The following is a 13,979-nucleotide window of genomic DNA, read 5'->3' as shown; positions in this document are numbered from 1 at the left end:
TTCCTTTTATTTATTGTTTATCTACAAACAAAGTAACTCCTTGAACCTCATAAATAACGACCGTTTCCCCTTCAGTAAACGTTTGGTTTCCGACGCTGGCCGCTGTCCATGATTGTCCTCCATACTTAACGATTCCTTTTTCAGTTGGAGAAATTGTCTTTGTAACGATCGCCTTATTTCCGATCATCGCATCCACATTAGTACGAATAACATCGTCATTCACTCCAAACCTGTCTATAAGAACTTCCCTTCCTAATATAATGCCAATGATAGAAGCGATGAGCATAACGGTCACTTGTATCACTAAGTTCGGGGTAAAAATGGCGACGATCCCTGCTAGACCTGCCCCTAATGCAAAGAAAAGGGCCACAAATCCTGATAAAGTAAATTCAGCAATAAGGAGTCCAAATGCAAGAAGAAACCACATCATCCATACTGATAATTGACTTACCAGCCACTCCATTTCCCACCCTCCTTCCAGCTCCGTTACTTACATGTACGTAATTTTTTTACAAAAGTTTCATTAATTCAAAAAATAAGGACCTGGAATGTTGCCGTTCGCATTTCGTACACCGATCCAGCTACCCAAAAGCAACGAAATCAAATGAATATTCAAAACCTGCGCTGTTATACCATAGCTACACGTAAGAAAAAAAACTGAATATTGACCTTTGATAATCCGCGCAATAATATTCTATTGTTCATCAAATTCAGCAAGATTGACATCATAAGCCAATGTCTTTTGCTGTGACGAATATGTAATGGTCACGGCTGTGTTTTTTACATCTGCCGAGCACAGCGTGACAAGCACTTCTCCTTTCTCTTCATTTGCCTCACGATATCGATCAAGCAGCCAGCTCAGTGCCGCTTCCGTCAGCGGTAGGCCGGCCAATTCTCCATTCGCCGTCGGTACATGCAATAACTTCTTGTTATCCACAAAACCGCGCGTCGTATCCAGCAGCACTTCCACCTGCAATGGAGTCAGGTTCAACCGATACGTCTGTTCCATGTTTGCCTCCTCGTTTCTGTTTGAGTGTGCTTTCCGTTTTCATTTTAGCATAGACCCCATTCGTTTGGCCGCCACCATAACATAGGGCAAATTTTCCATCATCCGCTCAAGCGTCAGGCGATTCGAAGGTCCTGATACAGATAGTGCCGCTACCAGTTCACCTCTTCTGTTAAACAACGGCACCGCCACCGCTGCCGCTCCTTTCTCCCGTTCCTCATAGCTTGTGGCATATCCTCTCTTCCTGATCTCCTCCAATTGCTCCATATAAGCTTTTTTATCAATCGAAGAAGGCCAGGATGGATCCGCCAGGACTTTCTGTTGAACTTCAGGGGAAGAATAGGCAACCAACACTTTGCTAGAAGCGCCGACCGAAAGTGGCAAATGTGCCCCAATAGGAGCCACCCGACGGATCGTTTCGTTGCTTTCTACCGCCTGCACGCGGATTCGTTCATTCTCGTTGCGAACATATAGGCTGATCGTCTCACCAACCTGATCACGCAACCTAATCATTTCAGGCAACAAAATCTTGGCCGGATCATCTTCCTGCGGCAAATTAGCCGACAGCTGCCAGATGCGGAATCCCAGTTGATATTTTTCCGTATCAAGGTTACGCGTCAAAAACCCTTTATTCTCCAATGAACCTAATAGGCGGTATACCGTACTTTTGTTAAGTTCGACTTTGCGGGCAATTTCCGTAAGCGTCAGTTCTTTTTCATCAATAAAACAAAGCAATATATCAAGGGCGCGGTCAGCCGCCCGCACCGTCATCTTATTTTCGGAAGCATCCATCCTGTTCACCTTCCTGCTAAAGTTTCATTTGACGAAACCGTGTTGCAATATATGACATTATACCTTATTGCCCGTTCCCTCGTAAACTATGAGCCCGTTTCAAAAAAAAATCGAAAAATATAGTGTACGTTTACGAAAAAAAGAAGTATAATGTTATCGGAAACAGAAACTCAGTTTCATTCAGTGAAACACAAGACAAATCTTATGAAGGAGGTTATTAACTTGGCAAAGAAAGATGCTTACTCTGTGCGTTCGACTTTGCAAGTAGGCAACAAGAAATACGCCTACTATTCCCTTAAAGCGTTAGAAGACCAAGGGCTTGGTCCGATTTCAAAACTTCCTTTTTCTATAAAGGTTCTTCTTGAAGCGGCTGTCCGCCAATTCGACGGCGTAGCCATTACGGAAGAACACGTAAAAAAACTGGCAACTTGGACAGAAGAGCGCGACCCAAATCAGGAAGTTCCGTTCACTCCTGCGCGTATTGTTTTGCAGGACTTCACCGGCGTACCGGCAGTGGTTGACCTCGCTGCAATGCGTCTGGCAATGAAAGAAATGGGTGGCGATCCTGAACGCATTAATCCGCTCGTTCCGGTTGATCTCGTTATCGACCACTCCGTAATGGTAGACGACTTCGGAAACCCGGAAGCGCTGGAAAACAACATGAAACTTGAATTCGAACGCAACGCTGAGCGTTACCGCTTCTTGCGCTGGGCACAAACCGCATTCAACAACTTCCGTGCGGTTCCTCCGGCAACCGGTATCGTTCACCAAGTAAACCTTGAATATCTTGCGTCTGTAGCTGCTACAAAAGAAGTGGACGGCGAAGTAGAAGTCTTCCCGGATTCTCTCGTAGGTACAGACTCCCATACAACCATGATCAATGGTCTCGGCGTAGTAGGCTGGGGCGTCGGTGGTATCGAAGCAGAAGCGGGCATGCTTGGTCAGCCGCTGTACTTCGTAACACCTGAAGTTGTCGGTTTCAAGCTGACAGGAAGCCTAGCTGAAGGCGCAACAGCTACCGACCTGGCGCTGACTATTGTTAACATTCTGCGCAAAAAAGGAGTAGTCGGCAAATTTGTTGAGTTCTACGGCCCTGGCTTAAGCAACATCAGCCTGGCAGACCGGGCAACCGTTGCGAACATGGCCCCTGAGTACGGCGCAACAATGGGCTTCTTCCCAGTGGATGAAGAAACGCTTAATTTCCTGCGTTCCACTGGCCGCAGCGAAGAGCAAGTCGCGCTGGTTGAAGCGTATTACAAAGAGCAAGGGCTTTTCCGTACGGATGACACTCCGGATCCGGTATTCTCTGAAACGCTTGAACTCGACCTCGGCTCTATCGTCCCGACCCTTGCCGGCCCGAAACGTCCACAAGACCGCATTGAACTGACAGCAATGAAAGAAGCGTTCAACAATGCGCTGCGTACACCAATTGACAAAGGCGGCTTCGGTCTGGACGACAAACAAATCGAAAAGAAAGTTACGATTACACATAAAAACGGCAAAACTTCTGAACTCAGTACAGGCGCGGTTGTGATTGCGGCTATTACAAGCTGTACGAACACATCCAACCCGAGCGTAATGCTGGGTGCAGGTCTTGTAGCAAAGAAAGCTGTTGAGAAAGGGCTTGTAAAACCTGAATACGTAAAAACAAGCTTAACACCTGGTTCCCGTGTTGTTACGAAGTATCTTGAAAAAGCAGGGCTCCTGCCATACCTTGAAAAAGTTGGTTTCTACATCGCAGGTTACGGTTGTGCAACCTGTATCGGTAACAGCGGCCCGCTGCCGGAAGAAGTTAGCAACGCCATCGCGGAAAATGACCTAACAGTAGCCGCTGTGCTTTCCGGTAACCGTAACTTCGAAGGCCGGGTGCATGCCCAAGTAAAAGCGAACTACCTCGCTTCTCCGCCGCTTGTTGTGGCATACGCGCTCGCAGGTACGGTTGACATCGATTTGTCTGCTGAACCGATCGGAACGGGCAAAGACGGTCAGCCGGTATATCTGAAGGATATTTGGCCGACAAATGACGAAATCAAGGAAGCGATTCATTCCGCTGTTCAACCGGAAATGTTTGAAGAAGAATACAGCAACGTATTTAAAGCAAATCCGCGTTGGAACGAAATCGAATATCCGGAAGGACAACTGTATGAGTGGGATGAAAACTCCACGTACATCGCGCATCCGCCGTTCTTCTCCGGCTTGAGTTCCGAAGCGGGCGAAATCAAAGAAATCGTGGGCGCACGAGCGCTTGCCTTCCTTGGCGACTCCGTAACGACGGACCATATCTCGCCTGCCGGTAACATCGCTCCAACAAGCCCGGCTGGTATCTATCTGTCTGAACGCGGCGTAGAGCGCAAAGATTTCAACTCTTACGGTTCCCGTCGCGGTAACCATGAAGTAATGATGCGCGGTACATTCGCAAACATCCGTATCCGCAACAAAATGGCACCGGGCACCGAAGGCGGCGTAACAACGTACCTGCCGACCGGTGAAGTTATGCCGATCTACGATGCCGCTATGAAATATAAGGAATCCGGCACTCCGCTGGTTGTTATCGCGGGCAAAGAGTACGGTACCGGAAGCTCCCGTGACTGGGCTGCCAAAGGAACATTCTTGCTTGGCGTAAAAGCGGTAATCGCGGAAAGCTTCGAGCGTATACACCGCAGCAACCTGGTAGGCATGGGCGTACTGCCGCTGCAATTCGCGGAAGGCACAAACGCGGAAACACTAGGTATCACAGGTACGGAAACATTCGATATTACTGATCTGAATGATAACATTAAACCGGGTCAGATCATTAAAGTAACAGCAACCCGCCAAGACGGCTCAACATTCGAGTTTGATGTACGCGTACGTCTGGACAGTGCGGTTGACATCGAATACTACCGCAACGGTGGTATCCTGCAAACCGTTCTGCGTCAAATCGCAAAAGAAGCAAAAGCTGAAGTATAATTCCGTCCATCTACAAAAGAGGAGGGTTCTTCCCCTCTTCTTTTTTTTATGGAAAACCCATCAGTTCAAAAAAATTGTATAAAAAATATGTTACTGGATATATATTGTGATTAAAATCATTTATATAATCCTTTTATCAATTCTGATGAAAAAAGGAGGGAAAATATGCTTACAGTCTCAGACTTCTATCGTATAACAGAGCAGCAGTTACTCTACAATCAAAACAAGAGTCTTTTTTACACGTTAACAAATGGCAGAACGGGATTGAACGCTTCCGAAGAAACGACCAGGTTATTCAAAAGAAACCTGAAAGAAGTCGCGCAATTTATAAGAGCGACAAAGTCAGAGGGTACATATCAACAATTGCTAGAGGATATTGCAGACAAAGTTATCAGATTATTTATACAAGCGAATCAATATTTGGATTTTAATCATGAAGATCACCGTAAGCTTCAAAAAATCTATGGGGATTTATTTGAACAAATTTATGTTATAGGTAATCAAAAAGAGCAAATGTCTAATAAAGAAGTGGAGTGTTTGTTTCATTTACATTACCAAAATTTGAAAATTTTCTTATTAGAATCGAACGGGACTGAAATCTTTAAAAAGTATAAAGAAAGTCCCTATTTGTTCACAATAAAATGCGCTGAATATACTCCTGAGTTCCAAATGAAATTATTAAACATTCATTTAGATACAATTAAGCAACCCGTCTTAGATATCGGTTGCGGTTCACAAGCAAATTTAGTCCGTTTCCTCAGAAAGAACGGGATTGAAGCGTTTGGAATAGATAGAAATGTACATACAATGAATTACTTATATAAAGCGAACTGGCTTGAATACACTTTTACACCAAATACTTGGGGGACTGTTATTTCTCATATGGCTTTTTCAAACCAGTTTATGCATCATCATTTAAGAGTCCACGGAAAGTTTGAATTATACGCAAAAAAGTATATGGAAATTCTAGAATCGCTAAAAATTGAAGGAAGTTTTATTTACGCGCCAGGTCTTCCGTTTATGGAAGAATTATTAGTATCATTAAACAAAGCATACGTTGTAGCGACTCAAGAAATAGACACCCAAAATTTGTCGAATAACAAAACATCATTTTCTAATGTAAACAGAAAACATGTTACTAAAGTCATTCGAGTAACATGAGGCAACGGATGCACCATGAAAATTTGGGATGCCAGAAGTAGCCGTTTGATTGCAGCTTGATGACGATGTGGGGTTCCCCCTTTATGATAGGCAACCCCATCTTTTTACTTTTTATCTTTATTCTCAAGCATGTCATCAATTTGTTTGAACAGCTTTGCAATCGCTTGATCATCGAAATTTTTCTTTGCTTTAAATGTCTCAAGCATCCCGTAAATCTCTTTGCCAAGCGAATCGTCGTTCGGATCCGCCGGGAGATCGGTCGGATCAAACCATACGTACGGATCTACATTGCTGCCGCGGAGATATTTTTGCTTCCATTCTGTAGGATACGTATAATCCTGCTCTCCGAAAACAATCGCCAGCACATCGTCCGTGCTTACGGGCAACAAATGATCGAATACATCTTCAACTCCGCCCTCCATGATGTTCAAATGACGCTGCGTATAACGGACATAATGTTCTCCCGTCGTACGATCCTTCACCAAAACATATGTTTCGTATTCCTCTTTCCTAAGCTCCTGTACATTTTCCAGTCGCTCTTCAAGTTCTTCCGACATAATGACTTTCTTAGCGCGCAAAGACGTGCTCATCTTTCCCTGTCCTTTCCTTTATCTTCTTTAATACGATATCATAAAATAGTGGTTAGCTTCTAGTTTGAACGATATGTACATAAGGAGGAAGTCACATGAAAGCAGTGCTTGTTGAAGAAAAAACGCGGCGTCTTTATATCGGGGAAGCTGAAGATCCTGTTCCGAAAGAAGACGAACTGCTCGTCAGCGTATATGCCACCGCACTGAACCGTGCCGATCTCGTACAAAAACGTGGTCTCTATCCCCCGCCTCCAGGTACAACGGACATCCTGGGACTGGAAATGGCCGGAGTTGTTGAAAAAGTGGGAAAACATGTAACTGGCTGGAAGCCGGGAGATCGTGTGTGTTCGCTTTTGCCTGGCGGCGGTTATGCGGAAAAAGTGGTCATTCCCGCCGAAATGGCCATCCGTATTCCGGATTCTTTCTCTTTTGAAGAGGCGGCCGCCATTCCGGAAGTATTTTTAACCGCCTATCTTAACTTATTCTGGCTGGGTGGCCTTAAGGCGGGGCATACCGTGCTGATTCACGCGGGTGCAAGTGGCGTTGGCACAGCCGCCATCCAGCTTGTACGGGAAGCAGGAGCAATTTCTATTGTCACTGCTGGGACAGAAACAAAGCGAACAACATGCCTGGAGCTAGGGGCCAGTCTCGCGCTCGATTATAAAGCCGGCCCTTTCGCACCAGCAGTGAAAGAAGCGACAAATGGCAAAGGCGTCAATATTATTCTTGACTTTATCGGTGCGCCGTACTGGGAACAAAACCTTTCCTCTCTCGCCATAGACGGGCGCCTCATTATCATTGGTATCATGGGCGGTAGCAAAGTGCCAGCACTCGATCTCGGACAACTCCTGCGCCGGCGCCTGCAAGTCATCGGAACCGCGCTCCGCTCCCGTTCAGTCGCGGATAAAATCGCGCTCACAAAAGAATTCACATCGTTCGCTATGCCGCGCTTCCAAGACGGCCGCTTAAAACCGATCATCGATTCTGTCTGGGATTGGGAGCAGGCGCAAGAAGCGCACGAGTATATGGAAAGCAACAAAAACACCGGAAAAATCGTTTTACAAATCAAAAAGTAGTGGAATACCACATACAAGGTACAAACAAAAGCGCTTCGGTTATTGTGCCGAAACGCTTTTGCCTGCTGTCGTTGTCGACCTCGATTATACTGTTTCTTTCGTGCGCTTGTCCCGTGGAATTTTGCGGGCGACACCTGTCTTAATGGCCGCATCCACTACGGCATCCCGCACTTTCTTTACAACTTTTTCATTAAATACGCTTGGGATAATGTATTGCTCGTTCAATTCTTCATCGCTGATAATCGATGCAATAGCGTGCGCCGCCGCGACTTTCATCTCTTCGTTAATGTCTGTCGCGCGGCAATCAAAAGCACCACGGAAAACGCCCGGGAAGCAAAGCACGTTATTAATTTGGTTCGGATAATCAGAACGCCCGGTCGCAAGTACACGTACGACGCCTGCTGCTTCTTCCGGATCAATCTCCGGCTGCGGGTTGGCCATAGCAAACACAATCGGATCTTTTGCCATTGTCTGTACCATCTCTTTGGTAAGAATGTTACCACGCGATACCCCAATAAATACATCCGCACCTACGAGCGCATCCGCCAATTGTCCCTGCATATTATCAGGATTTGTCATTTGCGCGATCTCTTCCCACACAGGGTTCTCATAAGAAACGGAGCGGGACAAAATACCATCGCGGTCTACGCCAATAACCTGCTTGGCGCCAGCGTTGAGCAAAATCTTCGTGCACGCTACACCTGCTGCTCCCATGCCTGTTACAACAATTTTTACGTTTTCAATATCTTTGCCAACGATTTTCAGCGCGTTTAATAGGCCGGCCAGAATGACAACCGCCGTACCATGCTGGTCATCATGAAATACCGGAATATCCAGGCGCTCGCGCAGCGCTTTTTCGATTTCAAAGCAACGCGGCGCGGAGATATCTTCCAGATTAATTCCGCCAAATGCTGGTGCCATGCGGGCGATCGTTTCGATAATTTCATTCGTGTCTTTCGTATCAAGGCAAATCGGGAATCCATCCACGTTTGCCAATTGTTTAAACAGCATCGCTTTTCCTTCCATTACCGGCATCGCCGCATAAGGGCCAATGTCACCAAGACCGAGAACGGCGGTACCGTCGCTTACAATCGCTACCGTATTGCGCTTAATGGTCAGCTTGTACGCTTTATACGGATCTTCTGCAATCGCTTCACACACGTTCGCCACACCCGGCGTATATACGCGGGACAGATCTTCCCGGTTTTGAATGGGGATCTTCGGTTTTATTTCGATTTTACCACCGATATGGCTCAAAAACGTCCGATCCGATACGCTTACAATTTTCACGCCAGGCAACATCTCGATACTTTTGATGACTTCGCTCACCTGAGCTCTGCTTTTCGTATTAATTGTATAGTCACGCACCGTATCTTCATTGGACGAGTGAACAACGTCCATTGCCACAATGTCGCCGTTCGCTTTGCTTACCGCTGTCGCAATATCCACGAAGTTTACCTTGCGCGCATCCATTTCCAGGCGCAAAATAATACTCGTTCCTAAAGATGTAAATGGCTTCATAGTCTCCTCCTTTTCCCGCCAATGCTGAAAAATGACGAGATTGTGAACAATAATACAACAGTTTATTTTAACCTTAAATCTCGGAAAAAGAAAAGACCGGAAGCATTTTTGCAAAATTCGTACCGTACTTTATCTTATGTCTCCACGGTTATAAATCGGATTCATACCCGCTTCCTCCGCTCCGTTTGCCAGTGAATGCAAACTATTTATAATGGAAGTAAGCCGGACAAGATGCTGCTGTACTTGCTCCGGTGACTGTGTCTTTTCTTTTAGGCTTGTCGCACATTCGATCAACTGATCGGCAAGCCTATGCGCCAGCGTAATATCAAATGGCTGATACATACTTTTCACCTCACGTTACGGTTCTCTCTTTTAGTATGAAGGAAAAAAACAAAAGCATACCCTTTCCTTAAGCGGAAAAGCTAACAATAGTGCTGTTACTTCTCGCTTGGCTGCGACAAAAACGGTACAATATATAGCACAATAGCGGGGCAATCCTACGTGATGTAATCATAAAAGGCGATCCATCCAGATGCAGAACTTTTCGTCTTTAGTCGTTTAACTTCTTAAACCAAGATGGTATAATGCAATGAGAAACAAACAGCTCATTGCATTTTTATTCTTTGAAACAGGCAAGAAGGGAGAGAAAGCATTCATGAAAGAAATGAACGCTCAGCAAATTATCGAATTTATCCAAAAAAGTGAAAAGAAAACTCCGGTTAAAGTACATATTAAAGGTAATATTGATGGAATCGACTTCGGGGCAAATACTAAATCTTTCATTACAGGCAATGTAGGCGTACTGTTCGGTGACTGGAAAGACATCCAGCCGGCACTTGAAGCTAACAAAGACAAAATCGAGGACTACGTAGTGGAAAACGACCGCCGCAATTCCGCCATTCCTCTACTTGATATGAAAAACATCCAAGCGCGCATTGAACCGGGCGCGATTATTCGTGATCAAGTAGAAATCGGCAACAACGCCGTAATCATGATGGGCGCCATGATTAACATCGGCGCGGTTATCGGCGAAGGAACAATGATTGACATGAACGCTGTTGTCGGCGGCCGCGGCACCATCGGAAAGAATTGCCATATCGGTGCCGGCGCAGTCATCGCAGGTGTGATCGAGCCGCCATCCGCAACACCAGTTGTTATTGAAGATGATGTCGTTGTCGGTGCGAATGCTGTAATTCTTGAAGGTGTACGTGTCGGAAAAGGCGCAGTTGTTGCGGCTGGCGCAGTCGTCATTGAAGACGTGCCGCCATACACGGTGGTAGGCGGCACACCGGCGCGCGTCATCAAACAGATTGATGAAAAAACAAAGGCAAAAACAGAGATCAAACAAGAACTTCGCCAGCTGTAATGTACCCATGAGGTAGCAGTAGGAGGTGAGAGGAACATCACCATGAACGCGCAGCCCTTCATTGCGATTCGCCGTGAACTTCACAAGATCCCGGAACCGGGATTTGCGGAGTTTAAAACCCAACGCTTTTTGCTAGACTATTTGGCCACACTTCCACAGGAACGAATGGAAATTAAAACATGGCGCACTGGCATTCTCATCAAGGTAAAAGGGGCAAATCCTACTAAACGACTTGGATACAGGGCCGATATGGACGGGTTGCCCATCCCAGAAGAAACATCCTATGCATTCAAGTCTACACATCCGGGCTATATGCACGCCTGCGGCCACGATATGCACATGGCTATTGCGCTTGGTGTACTGACATACTTTGTGGAAAATCAGGTGAAAGACGATTTAATTTTTATTTTTCAACCTGCGGAAGAAGGCCCGGGAGGCGCGCAGCCGATGCTCGCAAGCGAAGAATTCAATGAATGGCGCCCGGATGCTATTTTTGCCCTGCACATCGCGCCAGAATATCCGGTGGGTACGATAGCGCTAAAACCGGGCATCCTGTTCGCCAATACATCCGAGCTGTTCATCGATTTATACGGCAAGGGCGGTCATGCGGCGTTCCCGCATACAGCCAACGATATGGTCATTGCGGCGGCCCATCTGGCAACCCAACTGCAAAGCATCGTCTCCCGCAATATTGATCCGCTCGACTCCGCAGTTGTTACAATCGGAAAAATCGAAGGTGGCACAAAACAAAACATTATCGCTGAGAAAGCCCGCCTTGAAGGAACGATCCGCACCCTTTCAATGGAATCAATGCAAAAAGTAAAGTCGCGCATCGAAGCGCTCGTCCGCGGTACAGAAGCTGGCTTTGAATGCCAAGCTGCGATTGACTATGGAGCGAACTACTGCCAGGTATACAATGATGAAACGCTGACCCACGAGTTTATGAACTGGGTAAAAGATACGGATGTCGCCGCCCTTATCGAATGTAAAACTGCGATGACCGGTGAGGACTTCGGCTACTTCCTCGCCGAAATTCCAGGTTTTCTCTTCTGGCTCGGTGTCGATACGCCATACGGACTGCACCACGCGAAAATCGAGCCGAATGAAAGTGCGATTGAAGTCGCCATTCGCGTGCTTACACAATATCTTTCGTGGAAAGCTTCGTAAAAGTCATCAAATCCAATAAAAATAGAGCGGCACTTTTTGTCCGCTCTATTTTCGCGTTAATATTTATTATCAGGTGTCAATACTTTATGATATAATAATACTGCTTGTTTGAGATAAGAAAAAAAGCGGGTGAAACCAAACAATGGAATACAATGAATTTAAAGAGATTGTGCTGGGACGGCGAAGCGTCCGGAAGTTTACAGAACAGCCCGTTAGCGCGGAGCAAGTGAAAGAACTGATTGACTGCGCCAGATACGCGCCAAGCGATACCAACTCACAAACATGGGAATTTATCGCGATTTTAGATAAACAAAAGATTCAAGAAATTTCCGATATGACATGGGAAGAATTGCATAAAATTGCGAATGAAGCACAAAAACGAGGGCTGCAGAAGGAAGGTCGCTTGCTGACAAGATCGTTCGGGCCATACGCCACCGCATTTACCGGTGCGCCTGCGCTCATTGTTTGCTTGGCTACGCCTTATACTTCCAAGTTCCGAGACAAAATTTTTGAGCCGCTTGGAATGATCTCATCCTCCGTATGGGAAGAAGAAGGAATTAAAAGCAGTTGCCTTGCGGCGCAGAATCTCATGCTTGCCGCTCACGCGATGGGAATGGCAACTTGCCCAATGACAGGCCCTGTATTGCTAGCTCAAGAGCGGTTGCGTGACTATTTACAAATCGGGTCAGAAAAACAAATTAACATGGTTATCGCGCTTGGATATCCGGCCGAAACTCCGGCGAAATTGCCGCGCAAACCAGTGGAAGAGATTTTACATATTATATGAACAAGCAACGGCAGAAAAGCCGCTTCGCGGCTTCCTGTCGTTTTTCTGTTTTTAGTGTTCGCCCTTGCTCTATACAATAAAACAGGAGGCTTTTTCTCATGGGCGTTTCTTCCCATAATACCATTCTGCTTTTTGACGGAGTATGCAATCTCTGCAATCAGGCGGTAAAGTTTATCATTCCACGCGATCCGCAGAGAAACTTTCGTTTCGCTTCCTTACAATCGAATACAGGCCAGCGCTTACTGCAACAATACGGTCTGCCTAGCGATACACTCAACAGTGTCATACTGCTAGACAATGGCAAAGCATATACCAAATCATCCGCAGCGCTCCGTGTGGCACGTAAACTAGGCGGAATTTGGTCCCTGTTGTATGTATTCATCATGGTTCCCCGTCCGCTTCGAGATATAATATATAATTGGGTTGCTCGCAATCGCTATCGCTGGTTTGGAAAGCTAGAAACATGTATGCTACCGCCCCCGGACATAGGCGAGCGCTTTCTGAAATAAAAGTTAAAGCATGAGAAGAAGCCCCGAATTTGTTCCGGGGCTTCCGTTTTCCATGTATGATTATTCGTCTCCACCGTCAAACATATCACCGAAGAAGTCACCGAAACCGCCTCCGTCGTCCCCGCCGTCAAACGCGCTTTCGATTGCGTCTCCCCCTCCTACACCGTCCATCACTTCATCCATAATCTCAGACAAAATCATACCGCCAAGCAAACCGGCAGCAAAGCCGCCCATCGCCCCGGCAAAGCCACCATGACGGTGGTGATGATGGTCATGTTCCATCATTGAGCGTTGATGGAGATACGCGTGCGGATTGTCTACCATTTCTTCCATCACACCGCGCAAATAGTCTGCCACACTTGCAGGATCAGCAAGCAGCTCGTTGGAAAGCGCAACTTCGTGTTTGATTTCCACCTCATGTCCAAAGGAAGGCAGATCCAATTCAAGCAACAGGCGGATTTGCTCCTCTTCGATAGCAGCGATAAACTCTACTTCTTTTACCCTGTCCCGCAAAAATGTGGTCGGGAAAAACTCAAACTCCTGTGCGTAGCCGTTGAACTTGCGGGAATCATGTTTTTCGCGAAAGCCTAACTGCTCAAAAGCAGCAATAATGTTTTGGAAGCGCTGCGGCGGATTAACGCGAATGTAGTCGCGGTCCTGATTGTCTACCCCCGCTGCAATATCGAGATTGGTCACAAAATAATATGCTACCGTATGGCTTGAAATCAGCAGATCTTTCGGCAATTCATACCGAAACGGAAACACCTTTCTTTCTTCCGCCCCAATATTAAAATTGCAGGCAAACGGAATGGTAGCGATAGCCTGCCTGTATTCGTTTTGCTTCGTGCGAATGGCCATCATAAACTGAACGTCGATTTTTTTTATGTATTGTTCGACGGCACCACCCTGAATCACAAGCTCTCCTTCGACTGTATCGCCAAGTATAAACTCGCTATTGCGAAGTACCAGATCTACTCTGGCCGACCCGAATCCCAGCTTCGCCATCATCTTTTTGAACATCTCAACGACTCCCTTCCTTACCGAATGATTCTAAC

The 13,979-nt window shown here is 46.3% G+C and carries 14 protein-coding genes; 7 read left to right on the top strand and 7 right to left on the bottom strand.

Going from position 1 to position 13,979, the window contains the following annotated elements:
• Nucleotides 1–10: 10 nt before the first annotated feature.
• The 3 genes from ACH33_RS02665 to ACH33_RS02655 form a co-directional block, all read right to left on the bottom strand.
• Entirely contained in the window at nucleotides 11–463 is a 453-nt protein-coding gene (locus ACH33_RS02665) for an NfeD family protein (RefSeq protein ID WP_057897616.1), read from the bottom strand.
• A 231-nt stretch (nucleotides 464–694) separates the two neighbouring features.
• Nucleotides 695–1,009, bottom strand: a complete 315-nt coding sequence (locus tag ACH33_RS02660) for a hypothetical protein (RefSeq protein WP_057897615.1) — start codon at nucleotides 1,007–1,009, stop codon at nucleotides 695–697.
• 39 nt (nucleotides 1,010–1,048) lie between these two features.
• Complete coding sequence (locus tag ACH33_RS02655; RefSeq protein ID WP_057897614.1) at nucleotides 1,049–1,798, bottom strand: IclR family transcriptional regulator; 750 nt, start codon at nucleotides 1,796–1,798, stop codon at nucleotides 1,049–1,051.
• A 222-nt stretch (nucleotides 1,799–2,020) separates the two neighbouring features.
• Between ACH33_RS02655 and acnA the strand changes: the two genes are divergently transcribed.
• Together acnA and ACH33_RS02645 are read left to right on the top strand one after the other, a co-directional pair.
• The gene (gene acnA / locus ACH33_RS02650; RefSeq protein ID WP_057897613.1) at nucleotides 2,021–4,747 is read left to right on the top strand and encodes an aconitate hydratase AcnA; all 2,727 of its coding nucleotides are present in this window, start codon (nucleotides 2,021–2,023) and stop codon (nucleotides 4,745–4,747) included.
• Between the two features lie 165 nt (nucleotides 4,748–4,912).
• Nucleotides 4,913–5,908, top strand: a complete 996-nt coding sequence (locus ACH33_RS02645) for a class I SAM-dependent methyltransferase (protein ID WP_175493626.1) — start codon at nucleotides 4,913–4,915, stop codon at nucleotides 5,906–5,908.
• Nucleotides 5,909–6,012: 104 nt separating this feature from the next.
• On the opposite strand, the gene ACH33_RS02640 is transcribed toward ACH33_RS02645, so the two are convergent.
• Nucleotides 6,013–6,498 carry a hypothetical protein gene (locus tag ACH33_RS02640; protein WP_057897612.1) on the bottom strand — a complete coding sequence of 162 codons (486 nt, stop codon included), beginning with the start codon at nucleotides 6,496–6,498 and terminating at the stop codon, nucleotides 6,013–6,015.
• A 95-nt stretch (nucleotides 6,499–6,593) separates the two neighbouring features.
• Here ACH33_RS02640 and ACH33_RS02635 point away from each other — a divergent pair, with 95 nt between their 5' ends.
• A complete protein-coding gene (locus ACH33_RS02635; RefSeq protein WP_057897611.1) occupies nucleotides 6,594–7,574 on the top strand; it encodes an NAD(P)H-quinone oxidoreductase in 981 nt (326 codons plus the stop codon).
• A gap of 84 nt (nucleotides 7,575–7,658) precedes the next feature.
• Here ACH33_RS02635 and ACH33_RS02630 read toward each other — a convergent pair whose 3' ends face one another.
• Together ACH33_RS02630 and ACH33_RS02625 are read right to left on the bottom strand one after the other, a co-directional pair.
• Nucleotides 7,659–9,095, bottom strand: a complete 1,437-nt coding sequence (locus ACH33_RS02630) for an NAD-dependent malic enzyme (RefSeq protein ID WP_057897610.1) — start codon at nucleotides 9,093–9,095, stop codon at nucleotides 7,659–7,661.
• A gap of 129 nt (nucleotides 9,096–9,224) precedes the next feature.
• Entirely contained in the window at nucleotides 9,225–9,437 is a 213-nt protein-coding gene (locus ACH33_RS02625; protein ID WP_057897609.1) for a hypothetical protein, read from the bottom strand.
• A gap of 313 nt (nucleotides 9,438–9,750) precedes the next feature.
• Here ACH33_RS02625 and dapD point away from each other — a divergent pair, with 313 nt between their 5' ends.
• The 4 genes from dapD to ACH33_RS02605 all read left to right on the top strand — a co-directional run bounded on the left by dapD (nucleotide 9,751) and on the right by ACH33_RS02605 (nucleotide 12,924).
• The gene (gene dapD, locus ACH33_RS02620) at nucleotides 9,751–10,461 is read left to right on the top strand and encodes a 2,3,4,5-tetrahydropyridine-2,6-dicarboxylate N-acetyltransferase (RefSeq protein ID WP_057900219.1); all 711 of its coding nucleotides are present in this window, start codon (nucleotides 9,751–9,753) and stop codon (nucleotides 10,459–10,461) included.
• A 42-nt stretch (nucleotides 10,462–10,503) separates the two neighbouring features.
• Nucleotides 10,504–11,628, top strand: a complete 1,125-nt coding sequence (locus ACH33_RS02615; RefSeq protein WP_057897608.1) for an N-acetyldiaminopimelate deacetylase — start codon at nucleotides 10,504–10,506, stop codon at nucleotides 11,626–11,628.
• Nucleotides 11,629–11,770: 142 nt separating this feature from the next.
• Nucleotides 11,771–12,415: a nitroreductase family protein gene (locus ACH33_RS02610; RefSeq protein WP_057897607.1), complete on the top strand. Its 645-nt coding sequence runs from the start codon at nucleotides 11,771–11,773 to the stop codon at nucleotides 12,413–12,415.
• Nucleotides 12,416–12,513: 98 nt separating this feature from the next.
• Nucleotides 12,514–12,924, top strand: coding sequence for a thiol-disulfide oxidoreductase DCC family protein (locus tag ACH33_RS02605; RefSeq protein ID WP_057897606.1), 411 nt, complete (start codon nucleotides 12,514–12,516; stop codon nucleotides 12,922–12,924).
• A 60-nt stretch (nucleotides 12,925–12,984) separates the two neighbouring features.
• Here ACH33_RS02605 and ACH33_RS02600 read toward each other — a convergent pair whose 3' ends face one another.
• Nucleotides 12,985–13,932: a sporulation protein gene (locus tag ACH33_RS02600; RefSeq protein ID WP_162264989.1), complete on the bottom strand. Its 948-nt coding sequence runs from the start codon at nucleotides 13,930–13,932 to the stop codon at nucleotides 12,985–12,987.
• Between the last annotated feature and the right edge of the window lie 47 nt (nucleotides 13,933–13,979).

Source organism: Aneurinibacillus sp. XH2 (assembly GCF_001439585.2).
GTDB classification, from domain to species: Bacteria; Bacillota; Bacilli; order Aneurinibacillales; family Aneurinibacillaceae; genus Aneurinibacillus; species Aneurinibacillus thermoaerophilus.
The sequence above is the reverse complement of the archived record's forward strand: the minus strand, read 5'-3'. Positions and strand labels throughout refer to the sequence as shown.